We start from the raw sequence: 25465 nt of genomic DNA on the forward strand, positions 1-25465 counted from the left end.
GCAGTGGCTGCACACCTACAATCACCACCGCGGACACACCGCGCTGAAAGGGCAACCACCCGCCAGCCGCGTCCCCAACCTCACGGGTCAGTACAGCTAGCCCGACCGGGTGAACCCGGCGTGCGCCGGTGAGAGCGCGGGCGGCCCTCTGTGGTACCGCCGGCGCGCCCGGCCACCCCCGGGGCCCGTGTGGCCCGGGGGTGGCCGAGAGGAAGCGACGGGCGCCTCGCTTGACCGGCCCTTGACCTCAAGTGGACTTGAGCTTCTACGTTCGTCCCGTTGCCGGCGACGGCGAGCCACAGGCCGCCGGCTTCCCCGTGTCATCCCCGCTCGCCCCTCCCTTTTCCCGACCCATACGAGGAGTTGCCCCATGTCCACGGCCCCGCTGAAGATCGGCGTCGTCATCGGCAGTGTGCGCACCGGGCGGTTCGCCGACACGATCGCCCAGTGGTTCCTCACCGAGATCGGCCGGCGCGAGGACATGGACGTCCACGTCGTCGACCTCTCCGAACCGGCGCTCGTGGAGGAACTGAAGCTCACCCTGGACCCCGCCGAGCCACGGGAGGGCACCCGCACCCTGGCCCAGCGCATCGGCGGACTCGACGGGTACGTCGTCATCACGCCCGAGTACAACCACGGCTATCCGGCCTCGCTGAAGCTCGCCCTCGACTACGTCTACGCCGGGTGGCGGGCCAAGCCCGTCGGCTTCGTCTCCTACGGCGGCATGGCCGGCGGCCAGCGGGCCGTGGAGCAGCTGCGGCAGGTCTTCGCCGAACTGCACGCCGTCACCCTGCGCGACACCGTCAGCTTCCCCATGGCCGGGGAGAGGTTCGACGAGCGGGGCCGCCTCCGGGACGCCGCCGGTGCCGGCAAGGCCGCCTCCGTGCTGCTCGACCAGCTCGCCTGGTGGGGCCTGACGCTGCGTGAGGGCCGCGCCGCCCGCCCCTACGCGGGCTGAGCCGCGGGCCGGTGGTCAGCCGGCGGGCGGACGGGTGGGCGGCGCCGCCTCGTGGGCCAGCAGACACTCCTCCAGGAAGGCCAGGACCCGCAGGTGATAGGTGCGGGCGGCCCAGCCGAGGCTGATGTTGTGCCCGGCGTCGGGCAGCCGGTCCACCACCGTGCGCGGTGCGGCGAGCGGTGCCAGCAGGGCACGCACCGCCTCCTCGTCGGTGCGCCACCACTGCTCCTGCTCGGCGAACGTGAACCGGACCGGCACCCGCACCCGGGCCGCCAGCTCCGGATACGTCCGGGGCCACGCCAACGTCTCGCCGGCCTCCGTGGCGGGCACCGGGGCCACCAGCCGCTGCCCCTGCCGGAAGGCCTCCGGCGGGTACAGCCGCAGCGGCCCCCAGTGCCGCCGCCAGGCCCCGGGCGCGCCGGCGCCGGGCAACTGGTCGGGCTCCACGGCGAAGGCGTTGCCCAGGCCGGACAGGTCCAGCCCGATCAGCGGGCCGGGCAGGGCGCCGGCCGCCGCGAGGGACAGCGCCGGCCGCCCGCCGCCGGAGTGGGCGAGCAGCAGGAACCCGGCGCCGGACGGCCACCGCCCGGCGAAGTCGGCCAGGGCCGCGCCGAGCGTGGCGGTCTGCCCGGCGAGGTCCTGCCCCGCCGGGAGCGCGGCGGCCGAGGCGCCGTAGCCCGGGCGGTCGAGCGCCAGCACGGTGTAGCCGAGCCGGCTGCCCAGCTCCAGCAGCGACAGGCCCGGCCGCGCCCGGTTGTCGAAGTAACCGGCCCGCATGCCGCTGCCGTGCAGGGCGACCACCACGGCCCGGGGCGCCTGCCCGGCCGCGGGTTCGGCCAGCAGCCCCGACAGCCGTACGCCGCCACCGCCGTCGAGCGTCAGCTCCCGGGGGCCGGGCGGGGCGGGCGCTCTGGGCGTGGGGGAGTCCGGACGGGTGAGCCCTGGCGGCGGTACGGCCTGCACCATGGGTAGCTCCTGTCGTGGGCGGCGCGGTGACGTGTGGTGCGGTGGGGCGGCGGTCCGCGAAGCGAACGGTCGTTTCGCGGTGCCTTTCTACCAAGCCGTCCTGGAGTCCGCCGTCGCCGCACACGCCGGTGCGGCGCGAGTGGCCGTACGGCGGACCCGGCCATACGGCTCAGCGGACGCCGCCCTCCGGGAGGCGCGGGGCCGGGCGGACGGCCTTCCACCAGGCGGGGTTGGCCGTGGGTGCGGCGGGTGCCCGACCGCAAGGGGCACGACCTGCGCTACGCCCGGGACGACGGCACGATCCGCGAGGAGCTGGGCTACACCCCGCAGATCCCCTTCGAGCGGGGGCTCGCCGAGACCGGGAGGTCACCGAGCGACTGCTCGCGCTGTGCGGCGCCGCCCGGCAGCGGTCGTCCACGTGCAGCCACTTCGAGCAGCGGGTGATCGAGCCCTCGGGTGTCGAGCCGTAGACCTCGTCGGTGGACACATGGACGAACCGCCCGGTGCCGGCCGTGAGACAGGCGTCCAGCAGGTCTGGGTGCCGCTCCGGCAGCTCCGCGTCGCAGATGTCGCCGCGCACGAACTCCAGCCGGAGGTGCGCCGCGGGCAGGCTGTCCCGGTGGCCGGCTTAGGTGAGCTTGTCGGGGACGGTCACCCGGGACGCCCCGTGGCCCGGGTAGCCGACGTCGAGCAGGGTGCGCACGAAGTGCGAGCCGATGAACCCGGCTCCGCCGGTGACCAGCAGTCTCATGGACGCAGTGTCTCCGGCGGGCCGGCCCGCGTGGCCGTCGGGCGGGTCAGGCCAGGAGTTCCACCTCCGCCAGGGTGGACTCGCCGTCCAGGACCAGGCGGTAGCGGGTGTACGTGCCCGGTGCGGCGATGGTGAAGGCGCGGGTCTGGCGGTCCCAGGCGAACACCTCACCGGTGCGGTGGTCCAGGGTCCGCCAGGCCGTGCCGTCGGCGGAGCCCTGGAGGGTCCAGCCGGACGGCGCCGTGCCGTGGTCGGCACCCGAGGTCAGCGTGTACTGGACGGGTTTCACGGCGCCCCGCACCGGCAGGCCGACGGAGGTCACCGTCGCGCTCGTCGCCGAGGTGTCGTCGAAGAGCGGGCCCTCGCCCCGCAGGACGTCCGCGCGGGGCTCGGGCACCTTGTCGTCCCGGGTGACCGAGACCGGTGCCGCGTCCTCGCCCGTGCCCCAGGCCGACGGCTCGGGGCCCATGGCGAAGTCCAGTACCCCGCCCCTCGCCAGCAGCGAGTGCGGCAGCGAAGTCGACGCCCAGGGGCGGCCGTTGAACCGCACCCCCTGGACGTAGACGTTCTTCGCGCTGTTCCGCGGCGCCCGCACCACCAGGTCCCGGCCGTTCTCCAGGTGCACGGTCGCCTTCTTGAACAGCGGGGAGCCGATGGCGTACTCGCCGCCGCCCATCACCAGCGGGTAGAAGCCGAGCGCGGAGAACAGGTACCAGGCCGACTGCTCGCCGTTGTCCTCGTCGCCGTGGTAGCCCTGCCCGATCCCGCTGCCGGTGTACAGCCGGGACAGCGCCTCGCGCACATACGCCTGCGTCTTCCACGGCCGGCCGGCCGCGTCGTACATGTACAGCACGTGGTGCGCGACCTGGTTGGAGTGGCCGTACATGCCCATCCGGACGTCCCTCGCCTCGGTCATCTCGTGGATGACCCCGCCGTAGGAGCCCACGTGTTCCGGGGAGGCCGTCTCCGGGGTCGCGAAGTACGCGTCCAGCTTGTCGGCGAGGCCCCGCCGTCCGCCGTACAGGTTGGCCAGGCCCCGGCTGTCCTGCGGGACGCTGAAGGCGTAGCCCCAGCCGTTGGTCTCGGTGTAGTCGTGGCCCCACACCCGCGGGTCGTACCTCGCGGAGTCCACCCGCCAGCCGCCCTTGGCGTCCCGGCCCTGGAAGAAGCCCGCCCCGGTGTCGAACAGCTTCACGTAGTCGCGGGCGCGGTTCAGGAAGTACCGCGACTCCTCCCGGTAGCGCTTCTCGCCCGTCTTCGCGTACAGCGCCTCGCCCATCCTCGCGATGCCGTAGTCGTTGACGTAGCCCTCCATCGCCCAGGACAGGCCCTCGTGCGTGTCGGTCGGGGTGTAGCCGAGGAAGGGGGAGGCGGCCATGCCCTTGCGGCCCACACCCGGCGCGGGCGGGACGACGGTCGCGTTCTTCACGGCCGCGTCGTACGCCGCCTCCGCGTCGAACCGCACGCCCTTGACGTAGGCGTCGGCGAACGCCACGTCCGAGGAGGTGCCGGTCATCAGGTCGGCGTAGCCGGGGGAGGACCAGCGGGAGGTCCAGCCGCCGTCCTTGTACTGCTGCACGAAACCGTCCACCAGCTCACCGGCCCGGGTGGGCGTCAGGAAGGAGTAGGCCGGCCAGGTGGTGCGGTAGGTGTCCCAGAAGCCGTTGTTGACGTACACCTTGCCGTCCACGATCTTCGCGCCGGTGTGCGTGGGGGTGTCCGGGCCCGGCATCGGGGAGAAGGGGGAGGCGTAGCGGTCCTTGCCGCCGACCTTCTCGAAGCCGGAGTTGGGGTACAGGTACAGCCGGTACAGGCCGGAGTAGAGCGTGGTGAGCTGGTCCGCGCTCGCGCCCTCCACCTCGACCTTGCCGAGCAGTTCGTCCCAGGCGTGCCGGGCGCGTGCCTTGACGGTGCCGAAGGACGTGCCGTCCGGGATCTCCCGGCGCAGGTTCTCCCGCGCCTGGGCGACGCCGATCAGCGAGGTCGCCAGGCGCAGGGTGACGGTGCGGCCGGCGCCCGCGGCGAAGCGCAGATAGCCCCGCACGCCCTTCGTCCCGCCGTCCGTCACCGGCTTGTCGAACTCGCCGTACACGAACAGCCGGGTGGCGCCCGCGGACAGGCCCGACTTCACGTCCGAGTAGCCCGTGACGGTCCCGTGCTCCGTGTCGAGCGTCAGCCCGGCCTGCTCGGTGACGTTGTCGAACAGCACGCTGGCGTCGTCGCCGGGGTAGGTGAAGCGCAGCACGGCCGCGTGGTCGGCCGGGGCCAGCTCCGCCTTGAGGCCGCTTTCGAACCGGACCCCGTAGTAGTACGGCCGCGCGGTCTCGTTCTCGTGCCGGAAGGCCAGTTCGCGCGCCTCGCGGCCGGTGTCCGGGGTGCCGGCCGCGGCCGACGGCATCACCTGGAAGGTCTGCCGGTCGCCCATCCACGGGCTCGGCTCGTGACTCGCGCTGAACGCCTGGATGGTCGGCAGGTTGTCCGCGTTGTTCGCGCGCGCGTACTCGTACAGCCAGCTCAGCGAGGACGCGTTGGTCACCGGCGTCCAGAAGTTGAAGCCGTGCGGCACGGCGGTCGCCGGGAAGGTGTTGCCGCGCGAGAAGCTGCCGCTGGAGTGGGTGCCCCGGGTGGTCAGCGCGTAGTCCGACAGGTGCGCCTTCGGCCGCTCGGGCGGCACCGGCCGCAGGGTCACGTCGTCCAGCCAGCCGCGGAACCTCGCCGGGCCGCCGGGGGAGTCGTACGCCACCAGGATCCGGTCGACGGTCCTGCCGGCCGCGACCGGGCCGATCCGCGCGGCCACGTCGTTCCACTGGTTGACGTAGAGCGCCTTCGACGCGCCCTGCCCGCGCGGGGAGAGCGGGAAGCCGTGGTCGTCCAGGGCGCCCAGGTCGCTGAGGTAGGTGCCGTCGGTGAAGGCCAGGTCGACCGAGACGTTGGTCGCGTCGTAGTCGCGGTCGCCGTCGGCCATCGACGGGAAGATCCGGTACGCCAGCTCGGTGTCGCGGCCGACCCGCACGTTCACGTCGAAGACCTTGTTGGACGAGTAGGCGCGGCCCTCCGCCGTGTGCCGGCCGGCGTAGCGCAGGGCGCGTCTGCCGGTGAACCCGGCCCGCGCCTTCGCGGTCGGGGAGCCGTTCGGGCCCCGGTCCACCAGGGTCAGCATGTCCTCGGGCACCGGACCGCCGCCGCCTCCGGTGGAGAACTGCACATCGGCGAGCTGCAGGATGTCCGGGGCGCCGTTGTTCCGCGTGACCTCCAGCCGGAAGTGCTGGTAGAGGGCCGGTTCGGCCAGGTCGTACGACTGGGTCCGGAACCGCTCGGAGAAGGTCTCGCCCGAGCGGGTGTCGACCGTCGTCCAGTGCGTGCCGTCGGCGGAGGCCTTCAGGGTCCAGTCCCTGGGGTCGCGTTCGGCGTGGTCGTTGGCCGAGGTGAGCGCGTACGTCGCGATCCCGGCCGGCCTGTCCAGGTCGAACTCCGCCCAGCCGGCCGGCTCGAACGTCAGCCACTTGGTGCCGGGCTCGCCGTCGACGAGGTTCTCCTTGACCTCGCCGGCCCCCGCGTTCTCGCCGCCGGCCCGGACCTCGGTGACACGGTCGGTCACGTTGCCCGGGATGCCGGTGCCGTAACCGCCGTCGACGCCCGACGCCCGCTCGGCTCCGTCCGGGCCGGTGTCCACGGTGTTCAGCCAGTCCGGCGCCGGTTCGCCCGCCTCGAACGAGGAGGCGAACTCCCGGTCGGGCGCCGGTGCCCTGGCCGGCCGGGCGACCGCCGCGCCCTGCGCGCCGACGGCCATGACGAAGGCGGCCGTGAGGGCGGCCGCCGGACCCCATCTGTGCCGAGTTCTCCGCTGCATCTACGGATTTCTCCTCCTGCACCCCTTCGGACAACGTTGTCAGCTACGGGGCGCGAGAACCAGTAGGTGGTCAAGTTGCCGGTGATGTCAAGGGCGTTGGCTGCGGCATTCAGGGAGTGATGTCGCGAGTTTTTCCCGCGCGGCACCTGGCGCGGGCTCATATTTCCGGCAGGTCTCAACTCGGAAAAGACCCAGGGGGAACCGTGCACTCGATCTTGTCCGCCGCCGGTAAGTGGACTATACCTGTCGGCGTTTCCCGCACGACCCTGCACGACCCGACCTGCGGTGCCGGGGAGGATCCGGTTCACCGCCTGAGTCCTGGAGAAGGCGAGGACTTGAGCATGGGATCCACTGCGCACCACGGTGCCGAAGGCGTCGGCCGTCGTGATCTGATCAAGCGTTCGGCGGCGCTGAGTCTGGTCGCCGCGCCCGGAATGGGCCTGCTGTCCGCCTGCGCGAGCAGCGGCGGCGACGGACAGGGCAAGGCCAAGCAGGGCAAGAAGACCGCCGAGAACCCGCTCGGCGTCAACGACGCCGAGGGCATGGAATTCGTCCTCTTCGACGGCGGCTTCGGCAAGGAGTACGCCGAGGACGCGGTCAAGATCTACGAGCACGGCTTCCCCAAGGCCGAGGTGAAGTTCGCGGCCACCCAGAAGATCCAGTCCACCCTCCAGCCCCGCTTCAACCAGGGCACCCCGCCGGACCTCATCGACAACTCCGGCGCCGAGCAGATGGACATGGGCGTCCTCGTCGGCAAGAACCAGCTCGCCGACCTCACCGCGCTGCTGGACGCGCCGTCGTACGACGACCCGAAGAAGAAGGTCCGCGACACGCTGCGCCCCGGCATCGTGGAGATGGGCCAGTTCGACGGCGACCCGGTCTGGATCCTGTACTACGCCTACACGGTCTACGGCGTCTGGTACTCCCAGAAGGCCCTGGACTCCCTGGACGCGGCCTACCCGGAGACCTGGGACGACATGCTCGCGCTGTGCGCGAAGGCCAAGAAGAAGGGCATCGCCGGCTGGACCTACGCGGGCAAGTACCCGTACTACATCCCCTTCTCGCTGTACCCGATGATCGCCAAGGTCGGCGGGCGCGAGGTGCTCGACGCCATCGACAACCTGGAGCCGAACGCCTGGAAGCACCCGGCGGTCAAGGCCTGCTTCGAGGCCTACTACGAGCTGTACAAGAAGGGCTACGTCCTCCGCGGCACCCCGGGTCTGGACCACATCCAGTCGCAGACCGCGTGGGCCAAGGGCAAGGCGCTGTTCCTCCCGAACGGCTCCTGGGTGGAGAACGAGTCGGCCAACGTCATCCCGTCCGACTTCGGCCTCGCCGTCTCCGCGCCCTCCGGCCTCGACAGCGCCGACAAGCTGCCGTTCGGCACCATCTGGGCCTCCGGCGGCGAGCCCTTCATCGTCCCGGCCAAGGCGAAGAACGCCGAGGGCGGCATGGAGCAGCTGCGCATCATGCTCTCCGAGGCGTCCTCGAAGAACTTCACGTCCAAGGTGAAGTCGCTGACCGCGTTCGACGGCGGCACCTCCGGCATCACCCTCACCCCGGGCCTGAAGTCCGGTGTCGCGGCCCTGGAGAAGGCCGGGGACAACGTGGTGAACCCCCGGCTCCAGGACTGGTACGTGCAGTTGCAGAAGGAGAAGATCGGGGTGTCCGGTCTCGGCGAGATGATGGCCGGCCGGCTGACCCCGGCCGAGGCCGTCAAGAAGATCCAGGCATTCGCCGACGAGGCGGCCAAGGACACCTCCATCAAGCACTACAAGCACCAGTAATCCCGCACCCTGACAGCACCGGAGTGGCGATGCAGCACGGCAAGTACCGGTTCATCGTGGGGTTTCTGGCACTGCCCCTGGGACTGTACGCGCTCTTCGTGGTATGGCCGTTCATCCAGTCCGTCTACTACTCGTTCACGGACTGGACGGGCCTCAGCCCCGATTTCAAGATGGTCGGGTTCGACAACTACGAGAGGATGCTGGACGACGACATCTTCTGGAAGTCGTTGTGGCACAGTCTCCTGTTCGCTCTGGTGCTGCCGGTGCTGACGCTCGGCCTGGCGCTGTTCTTCGCCTTCATGATCAATGTGGGCGGACGGCGGAGAAGGGGCGGCCCCGTCATTTCCGGGGTGCGGGGCTCTGCCTTCTACAAAATCGTCTATTTCTTTCCGCAGGTGCTCTCGATCGCGATCGTCTCGCTGCTGTTCGCCTTCGCGTACAACCCGGACAGCGGCGCGATCAACTCGCTGCTGCGCGGCGTCGGCCTCGACGGCGTGCAGCCGCTGTGGCTGGGCGATCCGGACCTCGCCCTGTGGTGCGTGATGGCGGTGCTCGTGTGGTCCACGGTCGGCTTCTTCGTGGTCCTGTTCTCCGCGGGCATGGCCTCGATCCCGGCCGAGCTGTACGAGGCGGCGCTGCTGGACGGCGCGAGCCGCGCCACCACCTTCTTCCGCGTCACCCTGCCGCTGCTGTGGGACACCGTGCGCTCCGGCTGGGTCTACATGGGCATCCTCGCGCTCGGCGCGGAGTCGTTCGCGGTCGTGCAGATCATGACGACGGGACCGGGCGGGCCGGACTACTCGACCACCGTGATGGTCCTTTACGTGTACCAGAAGGCGTTCCGGGACGGTCAGGCCGCGTACGCCACCACCATCGGCGTCGCCCTGCTGATCGTCACGCTCGCGTTCGCGGCGATCGTGATGCGGCTGGGCCGTCGCGAGCGGCTGGAGTTCTGAACCGATGAAGACGACCGCGACCCCCGTCCCGCCGCCGGCCGAGTCCGGCGCCACCGTCCGCAAGACGGACCCGCACCCGGCCGGACGCCGGTCCGCCGGGCAGCGGAAGGAGGGGACCGTCCTCAACGTCTTCTCCCACGGCGTCCTCGTGATCTGGGCGATCATGGTGGTGCTGCCGCTGGTGTGGGCGGTGATGACGTCCTTCAAGGACGACGGCTCCATCTTCGGCTCGCCCTGGTCCCTGCCGGACCGCCTGCACTTCGACAACTGGTCCCGCGCCTGGACCGACGCCCATATGAGCGACTACTTCCTGAACACCGTCCTGGTGGTCGGCGGCTCGCTCGTCGGCACCCTGGTGCTCGGTTCGATGGCCGCCTACGTACTGGCCCGGTTCGACTTCCCGGGCAACCGCTTCCTCTACTACCTGTTCGTCGGCGGCATGAGCTTCCCGGTCATGCTCGCGCTGGTCCCGCTGTTCTACGTGGTGAACAACATGGGCCTGCTGAACACGATCCACGGCCTGATCCTGGTCTACATCGCCTACTCGCTGCCGTTCACGGTGTTCTTCCTCACGGCGTTCTTCCGCACCCTGCCCACCTCGGTGGCGGAGGCGGCCTTCGTGGACGGCGCTTCGCACACGCGTACGTTCTTCCAGATCATGCTGCCCATGGCCAAGCCCGGACTGATCAGCGTGGGCATCTTCAACTTCCTCGGCCAGTGGAACCAGTACATGCTGCCCACGGTGCTGAACACCGACCCGGACAAGAAGGTCCTCACCCAGGGCCTGGTCCAGCTCGCGGTCAGCCAGGGCTACAAGGGCGACTGGTCCGGGCTGTTCGCGGGGCTGGTCATGGCGATGCTGCCGGTGCTCGCGGCGTACGTCGTCTTCCAGCGGCAGGTGGTGCAGGGGCTCACCGCGGGGGCGCTGAAGTAGCCGCGGCCACCCGGCGGGGACACGCCCCGTGATTGCGTGCGCGCACACCGTTCCGGCGTCCGGGGCGGTGTGCGCCGCCGTGCGCGGGTGACCCGGAAACGGTTCAACCTCTTGACGGGAGTCGCCCCGAACGGCTCAGCTTAGAGTTCACTAGTTGGACATACACGGGGCCTCGCCGAAGCGGCCCCGCGCTCAGGAGGTCGTCGTGGAGACTCCAGGGTCGCAGTCGTCGCTGCACCGAGCCAACCTGGAGCGGGTGGTCCGGGCCGTACGGCTGGCCGGGTCCCTCACTCAGGCGGAGATCGCGCGGACGACCGGGCTGTCCGCAGCGACCGTCTCCAACATCGTGCGGGAGCTGAAGGACGGCGGAACCGTCGAGGTCACGCCCACCTCGGCGGGCGGGCGGCGGGCCCGCAGCGTCAGCCTGAGCGGGGACGCCGGCATCGTGATCGGGGTCGACTTCGGGCACACCCATCTGCGCGTCGCGGTCGGCAACCTCGCCCACCAGGTGCTGGCCGAGGAAGCCGAGCCGCTGGACGTCGACGCCTCCGCCGACCAGGGCTTCGACCGCGCCGAACAGCTGGTCAACCGGCTGATCGCGGCGACCGGCGTGGACCGGACCAAGGTGGCCGGCGTCGGCCTCGGCGTACCGGGCCCGATCGATGTCGAGTCCGGGACCCTCGGGTCCACCGCGATCCTGCCCGGCTGGGGCGGCACCAAGCCCGCCGAGGAACTGCGCGAGCGGCTCGGCGTACCCGTGCACGTGGACAACGACGCCAACCTCGGCGCGCTCGGCGAGCTGGTCTGGGGCAGCGGCAAGGGCGTGCGCGACCTGGCCTACATCAAGGTGGCCAGCGGTGTCGGCGCCGGTCTGGTGATCGACGGCAAGATCTACCGCGGACCGGGCGGCACGGCCGGCGAGATCGGGCACATCACGCTCGACGAGTCCGGCCCGGTCTGCCGCTGCGGCAACCGGGGCTGCCTGGAGACCTTCGCGGCGGCGCGCTATGTGCTGCCGCTGCTCCAGCCCAGTCACGGACCCGACCTGACCATGGAGGGCATCGTCCGGCTGGCCAGGGACGGGGACCCGGGCTGCCGCCGCGTGGTCGCCGACGTGGGCCGTCACATCGGCAGCGGAGTGGCCAATCTCTGCAATCTGCTGAACCCGAGCCGGGTGGTCCTCGGCGGCGATCTGGCCGAGGCCGGGGAGCTGGTGCTCGGGCCGATCAGGGAGTCCGTCGGCCGCTACGCCATCCCCAGCGCCGCCCGTCAACTGTCCGTACTGCCCGGGGCACTTGGCGGCCGTGCGGAGGTGCTCGGGGCGCTCGCCCTCGCGCTCAGCGAGATGGGGGATTCCACCCTTTTGGAGGGCTCCCTGTCCGCCGCGGCGCCTGCCTTCACTTAGAGAACGGATGGCACCGTTGCCATCTCGTTAAGGATTTACTTCTTGACGTCGCACGTGTGGCCGAGTTGACTTCCAGCCACCTCGGCCGCAACGACGCGGCCTCGTCAGGGAGGTTTCTCAAGTGAACGCACGTATGCGTCGTGCCGCCGTTGCCGTTGCCGCGGGTGCGATGGCCGTTTCGCTGGCCGCCTGTGGCAGCGCCAAGGAGTCGAAGGGCAACGACGACTCTTCCTCCGCGTCGTCCGCCAAGAAGGGCGACGACATCACGGTCGGTCTGCTCCTTCCGGAGAACAAGACCGCGCGGTACGAGAAGTTCGACCGGCCGATGATCGAGAAGAAGGTCAGCGAGCTGACCGGCGGCAAGGGCAAGGTCGAGTACAACAACGCCCGCCAGGACGCCAACCTGCAGGCCCAGCAGGTCGACACCATGATCACCAACAAGGTGGACGTCCTGATCATCGACGCGGTGGACGCCAAGGCCATCCAGAACTCGGTCAAGAAGGCCGTGGACCAGGGCATCAAGGTCGTCGCCTACGACCGCCTCGCCGAGGGCCCGATCAGCGCCTACACCTCCTTCGACAACGTCGAGGTCGGCAAGACCCAGGGCGAGGCGCTGCTGAAGGCACTGGGCGACAAGGCCACCAAGTCCTCCAAGATCGTCATGATCAACGGCTCGGTGACCGACCCCAACGCCAAGCAGTTCAAGGACGGCGCGCACTCCGTCCTCGACGGCAAGGTCACCATCGCCAAGGAGTACGACACCAAGGAGTGGGCGCCGGACAACGCCAACTCCGAGATGGAGGCGGCCCTCTCCGCCGTCGGCAAGAAGAACATCGTGGGCGTCTACTCCGCCAACGACAGCATGGCCGGCGCCATCATCACCGCCCTCAAGGGCGCGGGCCTGGACATCCCGGTCACCGGCCAGGACGCCGAGCTGGCCGGTGTGCAGCGCATCGTCACCGGTGACCAGTACATGAGCGTGTACAAGTCGTACCCGCAGGAGGCGGAGACCGCCGCGCAGATGGCCGTCGCGCTCGCCAAGGGCGAGAGCCTCGACTCCATCGCCAAGGACAAGGTCTCCAGCGCCAGCGCCAAGGACGTCCCGTCCGTGCTGGTCCCGGTCGTGTCCCTGACGAAGGACAACATCAAGGACACCGTCGTCAAGGACGGCATCTACACCGTCGACGAGATCTGCTCCGGCAAGTACAAGGCCGCCTGCGACAAGCTCGGCCTGAGCAAGTAAGCGGCATCCGGTCCCTTCCCGGCCCGCGGGCGTTCGACCCCTGAACGCCCCGGCACGGACGACGACCGGCCGCACCCAGGCTCCTCCGGCGCCCCCGGCGCATTCACACAGCCCCGCAAGCTCGGCCCGGGGCGCCGGACGGAACTTCCCCCCAAACTTCTGCACAACCTCCCGCCGGGTCAGGCGGCGAAGGAGATGGTTCACGTGTCCGCTACGCCCGTGCTGGCGTTGCGCGGGGTCTCCAAGCGGTTCGGTGCCGTTCAGGCGCTCACCGACGTAGAGCTCGAGATCCACGCCGGTGAGGTGGTCGCCCTGGTCGGCGACAACGGCGCCGGAAAGTCCACGCTGGTCAAGACGATCGCCGGCGTCCACCCCATCGACGAGGGTGCCATCGAGTGGGATGGCAAGCCCGTGTCGATCAGCAAGCCGCACGACGCCCAGGCCCTGGGCATCGCGACGGTCTACCAGGACCTCGCGCTGTGCGACAACATCGACGTCGTCGGCAACCTCTTCCTCGGCCGTGAGCTGCGGAAGTGGGGCGTGCTGGACGAGGTCGAGATGGAGCGCCGCGCCCGCGAGCTGCTCACCACGCTGTCGATCCGCATCCCGAGCGTCCGCATCCCGATCGCCTCGCTCTCCGGCGGTCAGCGCCAGACCGTGGCCATCGCCCGCTCCATGCTCGGCGACCCCAAGCTGGTCATCCTCGACGAGCCCACCGCGGCCCTCGGCGTCGAGCAGACCGCCCAGGTGCTCGACCTGGTCGAGCGGCTGCGCGAGCGCGGCCACGCCGTCATCCTCATCAGCCACAACATGGCGGACGTGAAGGCGGTGGCCGACAAGGTCGCCGTCCTGCGCCTCGGCCGCAACAACGGCGTCTTCGAGGTCAGGACGACCTCGCAGGAGGAGATCATCTCCGCCATCACCGGCGCCACCGACAACGCCGTGACCCGCCGTGCCGCGCGCACGTCCAGCGCGAACGGGGAGGCTTCCCAGTGAGCAGCATCGACAAGACCTCCGCCACCGACCTCGGCAAGGCGCCCGCACAGGACGCGACCCCGGTCGAGAACCCCGAGGCCGCCGCCGCCGCGGTCACCGCCGTCGACCCGCGCCTGCTGGTGCAGGAAGAGGGCCTGCTCGGCTACTGGCACGAGTTCAAGCGCAAGATGAAGGCCGGCGAGCTGGGCTCGCTGCCCGTCGTCGTGGGCCTGGCGATCATCTGTGTGATCTTCCAGGTGCTGAACTCCAACTTCCTGTCCGCGCAGAACATCAACGACGTGACGATCACGATGGTCGGCACGGGCATGATCTCCGTCGGCATCGTCTTCGTGCTGCTGCTCGGCGAGATCGACCTCTCGGTCGGCTCGGTCAGCGGCGCGGCCAGCGCCCTGATGGCCGTCCTCGCGGTCAACCAGGGCTGGCCCGAATGGGCGGCCGTCCTGCTCGCCATCGCCGCCGGTGTCGCCATCGGCGCGCTGCACGGCTTCTTCTTCGCGGTGCTCGGCGCCCCCGCCTTCGCCGTCACGCTGGCCGGCCTGCTGTTCTGGCTCGGCTTCATGCTGAAGGTGCTGGGCGAGGACGGCACGATCAACCTGGACGGCGACGGGCTGGTCGCCAAGCTGACCACGTACTACTTCTCGGACATCGCCGCCGCCTACGGGCTCGCCGTGATCGTGGTCGCGGTCTTCTTCCTCACCTCCTTCCTCGGCAACCGGCGCCGGGAGGCCGCGGGCATCCCGTCCCGGCCGCTGAGCGACACGGTGCTGCGCACGGTGCTGCTGGCCGTGGTCGCCTTCGCCGCCGCCTACATGTACAACCAGTACAAGGGCCTGCCGCTGGCCACGGTCGTCTTCCTGGTGTTCCTGGTCGCGACGGACTTCCTGCTGCGGCGCACCACCTACGGGCGCAAGGTCTTCGCGCTCGGCGGCAGCGTCGAGGCGTCCCGGCGCGCGGGCATCAACGTCACGGCGGTCCGGATCTCCGTGTTCGCCGTCTCCGGCGGGTTCGCGGCCGTCGGCGGCCTCTTCCTGGCCTCCAAGATCGCCTCGGCCAACCAGAGCGCCGGCACCGGCGACCTGCTGATGAACGCGATCGCCGCGGCCGTCATCGGCGGCACCTCCCTCTTCGGCGGGCGCGGCCGGACCTGGAACGCGCTGCTGGGCGTGCTGGTGATCGTGTCCATCCAGTACGGCCTGCAGCTCCAGTCCATCGCGGAGCCGGTGAAGTACATGATCACCGCCGCCGTCCTGCTGACCACCGTCGTGATCGACTCCCTCACGCGCAAGACGCAGAAGACCGCGGGCCGCGCCTAGCACCCGCTCGCCCCAGGGGCGCGGAGTGACCGCGTACCGGCCCGTCGTGGCTGGTCACACGGTTCTCCGCGCCCCTTCGGGGTGCCCGTCCGGCCCGGCATTAGACTCGGGCGAGCCCGGCAACAGCTCGATCAGCTCTAGTTCAAGGAGGCACGGGTGCCGCTGCTGACCCGCATCAGGGGACCGCGCGATCTGGACCGGCTCAGCCTGGAGGAGCTGGACCAGCTGGCAGAGGAGATCCGCACCTTCCTCGTCGACGCTGTCTCCAAGACCGGCGGCCACCTCGGCCCGAACCTCGGTGTGGTGGAGCTGACCATCGCGCTGCACCGGGTCTTCCACTCGCCCGAGGACAAGGTGCTGTGGGACACGGGCCACCAGTCCTACGTGCACAAGCTCCTCACCGGCCGGCAGGACTTCTCCCGGCTGAAGATGAAGGGCGGCCTGTCGGGCTACCCGGCGCAGTCCGAGTCCGAGCACGACGTCATCGAGAACAGCCACGCCTCCACCGTGCTCGGCTGGGCCGACGGCATCGCCAAGGCCAACGAGCTGCGCGAGCGGGACAACCGCGTCGTCGCCGTCATCGGTGACGGGGCGCTGACCGGCGGCATGGCCTGGGAGGCGCTGAACAACATCGCCGAGGCCAAGGACCGCCCGCTCGTCATCGTCGTCAACGACAACGAACGCTCCTACGCCCCGACCATCGGCGGCCTCGCCAACCACCTGGCGACCCTGCGCACCACCGACGGCTACGAACGCTTCCTCGCCCGCACCAAGGACATCCTCGACCGCACCCCGGTCGTCGGCAAGCCGCTGTACGAGACCCTGCACGGCGCCAAGAAGGGGCTGAAGGACTTCATCACCCCGCAGGGCATGTTCGAGGACCTGGGCCTGAAGTACGTCGGCCCCATCGACGGCCACGACATCGAGGCCCTGGAGTCGGCGCTCACCCGGGCCAAGCGGTTCGGCGGCCCGGTGATCGTGCACTGCCTGACCGAGAAGGGCCGCGGCTACCAGCCCGCCCTCCAGGACGAGGCCGACCGGTTCCACGCCGTCGGCAAGATCCACCCGGACACCGGGCTGCCGATCGCCACCTCCGGCGCCGACTGGACCTCGGTCTTCGGCGAGGAGATGGTCAAGCTCGGCGAGGAGCGCGAGGACATCGTCGCGATCACCGCCGCCATGCTCCAGCCGGTCGGCCTGGACAAGTTCGCCAGGCGCTTCCCCGAGCGGGTCTACGACGTCGGGATCGCCGAGCAGCACGGCGCCGTCTCCGCGGCGGGCCTCGCCTACGGCGGGCTGCACCCGGTCTTCGCGGTGTACGCCACCTTCCTCAACCGCGCCTTCGACCAGGTCCTCATGGACGTGGCCCTGCACAAGTGCGGGGTGACCTTCGTGCTGGACCGGGCCGGGATCACCGGCACCGACGGCGCCTCGCACAACGGCATGTGGGACATGTCGATCCTCCAGGTGGTACCCGGACTCAGGCTGGCCGCGCCGCGCGACGCCGACCAGGTGCGGGCCCAGCTGCGCGAGGCCGTGGCCGTCGAGGACGCGCCGACCGTGGTGCGCTTCTCCAAGGGCGCCGTCGGCCCCGCCGTACCCGCCGTGGGCCGGGTCGGCGGCATGGACGTGCTGCGCGAGCCCGGCACCGACGGCCCCGACGTGCTGCTGGTCTCCGTGGGCGCCCTCGCCCCGATGTGCCTGGAGATCGCCCATCTGCTCGACAAGCAGGGCATCTCCACCACCGTGGTCGACCCGCGCTGGGTCAAGCCCGTCGACGAGGCCATGGCCCCGCTGGCCGAGCGGCACCGGGTCGTCGTCACCGTCGAGGACAACAGCCGCGTCGGCGGTGTCGGCTCCGCGATCGCCCAGGCCCTCAGGGACGCGGGCGTGGACGTGCCGCTGCGCGACTTCGGCATCCCGCCGCGCTTCCTCGACCACGCCTCCCGCGCCGAGGTCATGGCCGAGATCGGGCTCACCGCGCCCGACATCGCCCGCCAGGTCACCGGGCTGGTCGCCAAGCTCGACGGCCTCCCCGCCGACCGCACGGACGACACCGTGAACTCCGTGGAACCCGCGCGCGACTAGCGTGAGCCGACGTGCCCGACGGGCCGGTCCCGCCGCCTCCCCCGGTGGCGGAACCGGCCCGTTTGGGTGAACCTGCCTGTGCCGGGGCAAACCGCACCACCGGCCCTCTCGATCATGTCGGGGCCCGGCAAGCGTGGGAGGTGGGTTCGTGAGCAGCACGCTGTTCCGGACGAAGAACGTCGAGCAGTCCATCCAGGACACCGAGGAACCCGAGCACGCGCTCAAGAAATCACTGTCCGCCCTGGACCTGACCGTCTTCGGCGTCGGCGTCATCATCGGCACCGGCATCTTCGTCCTCACCGGCACGGCCGCGAAGAACACCGCCGGCCCCGCCGTCTCGCTGTCCTTCGTGGTGGCCGGCGCGGCCTGCGCGCTCGCCGCCCTCTGCTACGCCGAGTTCGCCTCCACGGTCCCGGTGGCCGGCTCCGCCTACACCTTCTCCTACGCCTCGCTCGGCGAACTCCCCGCCTGGACCATCGGCTGGGACCTGGTCCTGGAGCTGGCGCTGGGCACGGCGGTGGTCGCGGTCGGCTGGTCCGGCTACATCCACTCGCTGCTCGACAACTGGGGCTGGCACCTGCCCGGGGCGCTCGGCGGCCGGGACGGCGCCACCGGCTTCGGCTTCGACATCCTCGCCGCGGCGCTCGTCCTGCTGCTCACCGCCATCCTCGTCGTCGGCATGAAGGTCTCCGCGCGGGTCACCTCGGTGGTCGTCGGGGTCAAGGTGGTCGTGGTCCTCGTCGTGATCATCGCGGGCGCCTTCTTCGTCAAGGGCGCCAACTACCACCCGTTCATACCCAAGGAGCAGCCCGCCGAGGCCGGCGGCAGCCTCAAGGCCCCCCTGATCCAGCTGATGTTCGGCTGGGCCCCCTCCCACTTCGGCGTCATGGGCGTCTTCACCGCCGCCTCCGTGGTCTTCTTCGCCTTCATCGGCTTCGACGTCGTCGCCACCGCCGCCGAGGAGACCCGCCACCCGCAGCGCGACGTCCCGCGCGGCATCCTCGGCTCCCTGGTCATCTGCACCGCCCTGTACGTGGCCGTGTCGATCGTCGTCACCGGCATGCAGAAGTACAGCTCGCTGTCCGTGGAGGCGCCCCTCGCCGACGCGTTCAAGGCCACCGGGCACCCCTGGTACGCGGGCCTGATCAGCTTCGGTGCCGCGGTCGGCCTGACCACCGTGTGCATGATCCTGCTGCTCGGCCAGTCCCGGGTGTTCTTCGCGATGAGCCGGGACGGGCTGCTGCCCCGGTTCTTCTCCCAGACCCACCCGAGGTTCCGCACCCCCTACCGGTCGACCATCCTGCTCGGCGTCGTCATCGCGGTCGTGGCGGGCTTCACCAGCCTCAGCGAACTGGCCGAACTGGTGAACATCGGCACCCTCTTCGCCTTCGCCGTGGTCGCGCTCAGCGTGATCATCCTGCGCCGCACCCGCCCCGACCTGCCCCGGGCCTTCCGCACCCCGCTGGTCCCGCTGGTCCCGGTGCTGTCGGTGCTCGCCTCCCTGTGGCTGATGCTGAACCTGCCCGCGGAGACCTGGCTGCGGTTCGCGATCTGGATGCTGATCGGTTTCGTCGTCTACTTCCTCTACGGCCGCTCGCACAGCCGGCTCGCCACGCGGGAGCGGGCCGCCGCGGACGAGGCCCCGCGCCCGCCCGCCGGACCGGCCCCCTGACACCCGCCGACACCCCGTACGCCCCTCGCGGAAGAGCGCCCCGGGGCCGGATAGCGTGCTGACCATGCTCGCCGCCCCGCTCGCCCCCGCACGGACCGCGATCACCCGGACGGCGTACTGGACGCGGCTGCTTCCCCTGCTGGCGGTCCTCGCCTGCGTCACCCGGATCCCCTCCTTCGTCCGGCCGCTGTGGAACCCCGACGAGGGCTACCTCGCCGTCGAGGCCGGGCTGCTCGCCCAGGGCGGGCGGCTCTACGACACGGTGGTGGACCGCAAGCCGCCGCTGCTGCCCTGGCTGTACGAGGCCGCGTTCGCGCTGTGCGGCTCCGGCTCCCTGACCCCCTTGCGGATCCTCGCCGTCCTCGCCCAGCTGCTCACCGCCGTGCTGCTCGCCTCCCTGGCCCGCCGCCACTGGGGCGACCGGGCCGGCCGCACCGCCGGGGTGCTGTACCTGCTGGTGTCGGTCGGGCTCAACCCGGAGGACGCGCAGGCCGCCACCTTCGAGGTGTTCATACTGCCCTGGACGGCCGCCGCCGCGTGGTGCGCGGACCGGGGGCGCTGGGGCCCGGCCGGGGCCGCCGTCGCCGCCGCGTTCCTGACCAAGCAGACCGGCGGCGCGGTGCTGCTGCCGGTGCTCTGGCTGCTGTGCCGGCGCGGTGCCGTCCGGGCGGGCCTGCCCCGGCTCGCCGCCGGGTTCCTCGCGCCCGTGCTCGGCGCGGCCCTGCTGACGGACCCGGCCGGCTTCCTGTTCTGGACGGTGACCGGCTCCGCCGCCTACGCCTCCGTCACCGGCTCCGCACTCCACGTCCTGGGCCGCGCCCTGACCAACACGGCGATCCTCGCGGCGGCCTCGGCGGGACTGCTCCCGCCGATCGCCCGGGCCGTGCGGGGCGCCGGGGCCCGGGCGGGCGAGCCGTGGCACTGGCTGTGGCCGTGGCTGGGCTCCTCGGCCGTCGCCGTGGCCGCCGGCTGCCACTTCTTCGGCCACTACTACCTGCAACTCCTCCCGCCGCTCACACTGCTGGCCACGGCCGCGCTGCACGTCCTGCCGGGGAAGCGGCGCCTATCCGCCGTCGTCACCTCCGGCTGCGCCTGCGCCCTCTTCATCGGCTGGGGCCTGCTCGCCCCGCGCCCCGAACTCGCGCACGCCGAACGGCTGGCGGCGGCCCTCGCGCACCGCACGGCACCCGGCGACCGGGTCCTGGTGTGGGGGATACACCCCGAGACGTACTGGCTGGCCGGCCGCACCCCCGCCACCCGCTACCTGACCGCGGGCCTGCTCACCAACTACAGCGGCGGCCGGGACGGTTCCCGGGTCGGCGAGGCGTACGCCGTCCCCGGCACCTGGCCCGTCTTCCGCCGCGAACTGGCCGCGCACACCCCCGCCCTGATCGCCGACGACTCCCGCGGCGAGCCGTACGCCCCCGCCCGCCTCCCCACCCTGCGCCGCCTCCTGGCGACGCGGTACACGGAGATCGCCCGGGTGGACGGCGCGGTCCTGTACGCCCGCGCGGCGGCACGGCCGGGCGCGGGGCCGTAGCGGCACGCGACGCGGCGTTCCGCGTGGCGGGGCGGCCGCGGCTCCCGGAGCGGGGATCCCGGGGGCTGGCCGTCGCGGGTGCGGTTCAGCCCAGGACCGTGCGGGGGCCCGTCACCTCCGCGCCCAGTTCCGTCACCCGGCGGCGCAGTTCGCGGTCGGCGGTCACCACCAGGCGGGGGCGGCCGGGGCTGCCGGCGGTCAGCTCCACGATGCGGTCGTCACCGCTGCCCGGCGCCGACTCCACCCGCACGCCCGGCACCGACGCCACGCCCCGGGCCGCGCCCTCGACCACCAGCACGATCTCCACCGGCCCCGCACGCCCGGGCAGGCCCTCGCCCGCCAGCCGGTCCCGCAGCCGCTCGGCCGCTCCCCTGCGGTCCTTCCACCAGCCGTCGGGCCGCGATCCGACGACGTTCGCGCCGTCCACGATGACGAGCGGCGGGGCGGGGCGGGGCGAGGCGTCGAGGGGGCCGGTCATACCGCAAGGGTCGCACGGGCCGAGCCCGGGGGGCGTGCCCCGTGGCCGGTCCCGGGCGGCTTAAAGTGAACCGGTGAACGGCGACTGGTTCCTTCGCGGCCGAGACGGCCGGCTCAGTGCGTACCAGCTGTCGGGCGACGCCGTCCTGTGCCGGGCGGAGCGCGGCCCCGGCGGCCCCTGGTCCGCCCCCCGCAAGATGGGCGGCGACCAGAGACTGCACTCCGTCCTGGCGATCGGCCAGGGCGCCGACGGCTATGCCCACCTGGTGTCCTGGCGGCCCACCGTCAAGGGCGAGTCGGGGCTGGTGCACTCCACGCACTACCGCCCGCACCTGGCCGCCCTGGACTGGCACCCGATCGGCCACCCTAACCGCACCGGCGACCGCACCGGCACCCCCGCGGTCACGGTCGACGCACAGGGCCGCGCCCATGTGTTCGTCCGGAACCGGGGCGGCGGGGTCAGCATGCTCGGCCAGAAGGAGAAGGGCGGCTGGGGTCCCTGGCGGGACCTGAAGGGCAGCGAGGTGCAGGACCGACTGGCCGCGGTGACCGGGGCGTCCGGCACGGTGGAGCTGTACGCGGCCGTCCCGCAGGGCCTGCTGTTCTGGCGTCAGGAGTCGCCCGGCGCCGTGCCCGTGCTGGAGGAGTCCCTGCGGACCCCGGTCCGTCCGGGCACCCTGCGCGCCCTGGCGACCTCCCCGGACAGTACGACCGTCTTCTACACCGGCGCCGACGACACCCTGTGCGCCTGGCGGCCCGGCGGCAAGCCGGTCACGCTGCTGCCCGTGGCGGGCCCGGGACCGGTCTCGGCGGTCCGCTGCGACCTGGACGGGTACGACTGCACGCTGCTCGCCCAGCGGACGGCGAGCCGCCGGGTCGCCTTCGCCGCGTACCCGACCGAGCAGGAGTCGGCGGGGGCCTGGTGGACCGAGTCGGGCCCCGAACTGCCGCTGGACGCGCTGGTGTCCCTCGCCCTGGACGAGACGGGCCGGGTGGTGGCGGCGACGCTGTCCCCGTCGACGGGACAGCTGCTGATGACCCGGCGCAAGGACGAACCGGGGCTGGCGCTGGAGGCCTGGCGGCGGATCTGAGCACGGGGAAGGGAGAGGGCCCCCGCCGTGGCGGGGGCCCTCTCCCGTGCCCTGAAGCGTTACGCCGGGACGCTGGCCACGCCCGGTGCCAGGAACTTCTTGCCGTTCACGCGCTCGGAGACACCCTCGCGGTCCAGGTACGGCGTGATGCCGCCCAGGTGGAAGGGCCAGCCGGCGCCCGTGATCAGGCACAGGTCGATGTCCTGGGCCTCGGCGACCACGCCCTCGTCGAGCATGAGCCCGATCTCCCCGGCCACCGCGTCCAGCACCCGCGCCCGCACCTGCTCCTCGGTCAGGACGACATCGCCCTGCTTCAGCAGCGCGGCGACCTCCGGGTCCAGCTCCGGCTTGCCGCTGTCGTAGACGTAGAAGCCGCGCTTGCCCGCCTCCACGACCGCCTTGAGGTTCGGGGAGACCGTGAAGCGGTCCGGGAACGCGCCGTGCAGCGTCTCGGAGACGTGCAGGCCGATCGCCGGGCCGACCAGCTCCAGCAGCACCAGCGGGGACATCGGCAGACCGAGCGGCTCGACGGCCTTCTCGGCGACCTCGACCGGGGTGCCCTCGTCGATGACGTTCTGGATCTCGCCCATGAAGCGGGTCAGGATGCGGTTCACGACGAACGCCGGGGCGTCCTTGACCAGCACCGCGGTCTTCTTCAGCTTCTTGGCGACGGCGAACGCGGTCGCGAGGGACGCGTCGTCGGTCTGCTCGCCGCGGACGATCTCCAGCAGCGGCAGCACCGCGACCGGGTTGAAGAAGTGGAAGCCGACGACCCGCTCGGGGTGCTTCAGCTTCGACGCCATCTCGGTCACGGACAGCGAGGAGGTGTTGGTGGCGAGGATCGCGTGCGCGGGGGCGACCGCCTCCACCTCCGCGAACACCTGCTGCTTGACGCCGATCTCCTCGAACACGGCCTCGATGACGAAGTCCGCGTCGGAGAAGCCCTCGGCCTTGTCCAGGACACCGGTGACCAGTGCCTTGAGGCGGTTGGCCTTGTCCTGGTTGATGCGGCCCTTGCCGAGCAGCTTGTCGATCTCGGCGTGGACGTAGCCCACGCCCTTGTCGACGCGCTCCTGGTCGATGTCGGTCAGCACGACCGGCACCTCCAGGCGGCGCAGGAACAGCAGGGCGAGCTGCGAGGCCATCAGACCGGCGCCGACGACACCGACCTTGGTGACCGGGCGGGCCAGGTTCTTGTCCGGGGCGCCGGCGGGGCGCTTGCCGCGCTTCTGGACGAGGTTGAAGGCGTAGATGCCGGCGCGCAGTTCACCGCCCATGATCAGGTCGGCGAGGGCCTGGTCCTCGGCGTCGAAGCCCTGCTGGAGGTCCTCGTTCTTGGCGGCGGCGATGATGTCCAGGGCGCGGTAGGCGGCCGGGGCCGCGCCGTGCACCTTGCCGTCGGCGATGAACCGGCCCTTGGCGACGGCCTGGTCCCACGCCTCACCGCGGTCGATCACCGGGCGCTCGACGGTGACGTCGCCCTTGAGGACCCGCGCCGTCCAGATCAGCGACTGCTCCAGGAAGTCGGCGCCTTCGAAGAGGGCGTCGGCGATCCCGAGGTCGAAGACCTGCTGGCCCTTGAGCTGCCTGTTCTGGTTCAGGGAGTTCTCGATGATGACCGAGACGGCCTTCTCGGCGCCGATCAGGTTCGGCAGCAGGGTGCAGCCGCCCCAGCCGGGGACCAGGCCGAGGAAGACCTCGGGCAGCGAGAACGCCGGGATCGCCTTGGAGACGGTCCGGTAGGAGCAGTGCAGACCGACCTCGACGCCGCCGCCCATGGCCGCGCCGTTGTAGTACGCGAAGGTCGGGACGGCCAGCTTCGACAGCCGCTTGAAGACCTCGTGGCCGCCCTTGCCGATGGCGAGCGCGTGCTCGTGCTCCTTCAGCAGTTCGACGCCCTTGAGGTCGGCGCCGACGGCGAAGATGAACGGCTTGCCGGTGATGCCGGCACCGACGATCGCGCCCTCGGCCGCCTCCTTCTCGACCTGGTCGACGGCGGCGTTCAGGTTCGCCAGCGAGGCCGGGCCGAAGGTGGTCGGCTTGGTGTGGTCCAGGCCGTTGTCCAGCGTGATCAGCGCGAACCGGCCCGCGCCCAGCGGCAGGTCGAAGTGGCGCACGTGGGCGCTGGTGACGACCTCGTCGGGGAACAGGTCCGAGGCCTGCTTCAGAAGCTCGGCGGTGGTGCTCACTTGTCCCCCTCGAAGTGCGGGTTCTCCCAGACGACCGTCGCGCCCATGCCGAAGCCGACGCACATGGTGGTCAGGCCGTAGCGGACGTGCGGCTGCTCCTCGAACTGGCGGGCCAGCTGCGTCATCAGCCGGACGCCGGAGGAGGCCAGCGGGTGACCGAAGGCGATGGCGCCGCCGTACTGGTTGACGCGCGCGTCGTCGTCGGCGATGCCGTAGTGCTCCAGGAAGGCCAGGACCTGGACGGCGAAGGCCTCGTTGATCTCGAACAGGCCGATGTCGGAGATGGACAGGCCCGCCTTGGCGAGGGCCTTCTCCGTGGCCGGGATCGGGCCGTAGCCCATGACCTCCGGCTCGACGCCCGCGAAGGCGTACGACACCAGGCGCATCTTGACCGGCAGGCCGTGCTCGCGGGCGAAGTCCTCGCTCGCGATGACCGACGCGGTGGCGCCGTCGTTCAGACCGGCCGCGTTGCCCGCGGTGACCCGGCCGTGGACGCGGAACGGCGTCTTCAGGCCGGCCAGGTTCTCCAGCGTGGTGCCCGGGCGCATCGGCTCGTCGGCGGTGACCAGACCCCAGCCGGTCTCGCCGCCCTCGGGGGTGGTGCGGCGCACCGAGATCGGCACCAGGTCGGCCTGGATCTTGCCGTCGGCGTACGCCTTGGCGGCCTTCTCCTGCGAGCGCACCGCGTACTCGTCGGCGCGCTGCTTGGTGATCGAGGGGTACCGGTCGTGCAGGTTCTCGGCGGTCATGCCCATGAAGAGGGCGGACTCGTCGACCAGCTTCTCGGAGACGAAGCGCGGGTTCGGGTCCACGCCCTCGCCCATCGGGTGGCGGCCCATGTGCTCGACACCGCCGGCGATGACGGCGTCGTAGGCGCCGAACGCGATCGAACCGGCGGTGGTCGTCACGGCGGTCAGCGCGCCGGCGCACATGCGGTCGATGGAGTAGCCCGGCACGGACTGCGGCAGGCCCGCGAGGATGCCGGCCGTGCGGCCGAGGGTCAGGCCCTGGTCGCCGATCTGCGTGGTCGCGGCGATGGCGACCTCGTCGATCTTCTTCGGGTCCAGCCCGGGGTTGCGGCGCAGCAGCTCCCGGATCGCCTTCACGACGAGGTCGTCGGCACGGGTCTCGTGGTAGATGCCCTTCGGGCCCGCCTTGCCGAACGGGGTGCGGACGCCGTCGACGAAGACGACGTCCCTGACGGTACGAGGCACGATGGCTCTCCTCCAGATGCGGGATGGCACTGCTG

Annotated in this window: 17 protein-coding genes and 2 pseudogenes; 13 read left to right on the forward strand and 6 right to left on the reverse strand. The window is 71.4% G+C overall.

From position 1 onward, the window contains the following. The first annotated feature begins 370 nt into the window (after positions 1–370). The gene (locus ACZ4W9_RS21520) at positions 371–958 is read left to right on the forward strand and encodes an NADPH-dependent FMN reductase (RefSeq protein WP_467938113.1); all 588 of its coding nucleotides are present in this window, start codon (positions 371–373) and stop codon (positions 956–958) included. Between the two features lie 15 nt (positions 959–973). Here the strand turns inward: ACZ4W9_RS21520 and ACZ4W9_RS21525 are convergent, their stop codons facing one another. Beyond that, entirely contained in the window at positions 974–1924 is a 951-nt protein-coding gene (locus ACZ4W9_RS21525) for an alpha/beta hydrolase (RefSeq protein WP_467938115.1), read from the reverse strand. Positions 1925–2164: 240 nt separating this feature from the next. On the opposite strand from ACZ4W9_RS21525, the pseudogene ACZ4W9_RS21530 reads away from it, so the two are divergent. Further along, positions 2165–2368: pseudogene (locus tag ACZ4W9_RS21530) on the forward strand (dTDP-glucose 4,6-dehydratase); the annotation flags it as partial. On the opposite strand, the pseudogene ACZ4W9_RS21535 reads toward ACZ4W9_RS21530, so the two are convergent. Together ACZ4W9_RS21535 and ACZ4W9_RS21540 are read right to left on the reverse strand one after the other, a co-directional pair. Continuing rightward, a pseudogene (locus ACZ4W9_RS21535) lies at positions 2346–2675 on the reverse strand (GDP-mannose 4,6-dehydratase); the annotation flags it as partial. The pseudogenes ACZ4W9_RS21530 and ACZ4W9_RS21535 overlap by 23 nt on opposite strands. 46 nt (positions 2676–2721) lie before the next feature. Beyond that, on the reverse strand, positions 2722–6525 hold the full coding sequence (locus ACZ4W9_RS21540) for a GH92 family glycosyl hydrolase (RefSeq protein WP_467938117.1): 3804 nt from the start codon (positions 6523–6525) through the stop codon (positions 2722–2724). Positions 6526–6866: 341 nt separating this feature from the next. Here ACZ4W9_RS21540 and ngcE point away from each other — a divergent pair, with 341 nt between their 5' ends. The 10 genes from ngcE (at position 6867) to ACZ4W9_RS21590 (ending at position 20459) form a co-directional block, all read left to right on the forward strand. Then, on the forward strand, positions 6867–8312 hold the full coding sequence (gene ngcE, locus ACZ4W9_RS21545) for an N-acetylglucosamine/diacetylchitobiose ABC transporter substrate-binding protein (RefSeq protein ID WP_467938119.1): 1446 nt from the start codon (positions 6867–6869) through the stop codon (positions 8310–8312). 29 nt (positions 8313–8341) lie between these two features. After that, complete coding sequence (locus ACZ4W9_RS21550) at positions 8342–9268, forward strand: carbohydrate ABC transporter permease (RefSeq protein ID WP_467938121.1); 927 nt, start codon at positions 8342–8344, stop codon at positions 9266–9268. 4 nt (positions 9269–9272) lie between these two features. Next, on the forward strand, positions 9273–10202 hold the full coding sequence (locus ACZ4W9_RS21555) for a carbohydrate ABC transporter permease (protein ID WP_467938123.1): 930 nt from the start codon (positions 9273–9275) through the stop codon (positions 10200–10202). 205 nt (positions 10203–10407) lie between these two features. Beyond that, positions 10408–11607: an ROK family transcriptional regulator gene (locus ACZ4W9_RS21560; RefSeq protein ID WP_467938125.1), complete on the forward strand. Its 1200-nt coding sequence runs from the start codon at positions 10408–10410 to the stop codon at positions 11605–11607. Between the two features lie 133 nt (positions 11608–11740). After that, the gene (locus tag ACZ4W9_RS21565; protein WP_467938377.1) at positions 11741–12850 is read left to right on the forward strand and encodes a substrate-binding domain-containing protein; all 1110 of its coding nucleotides are present in this window, start codon (positions 11741–11743) and stop codon (positions 12848–12850) included. Positions 12851–13045: 195 nt separating this feature from the next. Beyond that, entirely contained in the window at positions 13046–13846 is an 801-nt protein-coding gene (locus ACZ4W9_RS21570) for an ATP-binding cassette domain-containing protein (RefSeq protein WP_467938127.1), read from the forward strand. After that, positions 13843–15159, forward strand: coding sequence for a sugar ABC transporter permease (locus tag ACZ4W9_RS21575; protein WP_467938129.1), 1317 nt, complete (start codon positions 13843–13845; stop codon positions 15157–15159). The genes ACZ4W9_RS21570 and ACZ4W9_RS21575 overlap by 4 nt, the downstream gene beginning before the upstream one ends. A gap of 156 nt (positions 15160–15315) precedes the next feature. Next, on the forward strand, positions 15316–17247 hold the full coding sequence (gene dxs, locus ACZ4W9_RS21580; protein WP_467938131.1) for a 1-deoxy-D-xylulose-5-phosphate synthase: 1932 nt from the start codon (positions 15316–15318) through the stop codon (positions 17245–17247). A gap of 148 nt (positions 17248–17395) precedes the next feature. Then, the gene (locus tag ACZ4W9_RS21585; protein ID WP_467938133.1) at positions 17396–18919 is read left to right on the forward strand and encodes an amino acid permease; all 1524 of its coding nucleotides are present in this window, start codon (positions 17396–17398) and stop codon (positions 18917–18919) included. Positions 18920–18983: 64 nt separating this feature from the next. Further along, the gene (locus tag ACZ4W9_RS21590) at positions 18984–20459 is read left to right on the forward strand and encodes an ArnT family glycosyltransferase (protein WP_467938135.1); all 1476 of its coding nucleotides are present in this window, start codon (positions 18984–18986) and stop codon (positions 20457–20459) included. A gap of 85 nt (positions 20460–20544) precedes the next feature. Here the strand turns inward: ACZ4W9_RS21590 and ACZ4W9_RS21595 are convergent, their stop codons facing one another. Then, entirely contained in the window at positions 20545–20937 is a 393-nt protein-coding gene (locus ACZ4W9_RS21595) for a PIN domain-containing protein (RefSeq protein ID WP_467938137.1), read from the reverse strand. Between the two features lie 73 nt (positions 20938–21010). Here ACZ4W9_RS21595 and ACZ4W9_RS21600 point away from each other — a divergent pair, with 73 nt between their 5' ends. Continuing rightward, a complete protein-coding gene (locus ACZ4W9_RS21600; protein ID WP_467938139.1) occupies positions 21011–22027 on the forward strand; it encodes a hypothetical protein in 1017 nt (338 codons plus the stop codon). Positions 22028–22086: 59 nt separating this feature from the next. Here ACZ4W9_RS21600 and ACZ4W9_RS21605 read toward each other — a convergent pair whose 3' ends face one another. Further along, entirely contained in the window at positions 22087–24216 is a 2130-nt protein-coding gene (locus tag ACZ4W9_RS21605) for a 3-hydroxyacyl-CoA dehydrogenase NAD-binding domain-containing protein (protein ID WP_467938141.1), read from the reverse strand. After that, the gene (locus ACZ4W9_RS21610) at positions 24213–25430 is read right to left on the reverse strand and encodes a thiolase family protein (protein WP_467938143.1); all 1218 of its coding nucleotides are present in this window, start codon (positions 25428–25430) and stop codon (positions 24213–24215) included. Before ACZ4W9_RS21610 ends, ACZ4W9_RS21605 begins: the two co-directional genes overlap by 4 nt. Positions 25431–25465 lie beyond the last annotated feature (35 nt).

It is taken from the genome of Streptomyces sp. NPDC029296, from assembly GCF_055569255.1.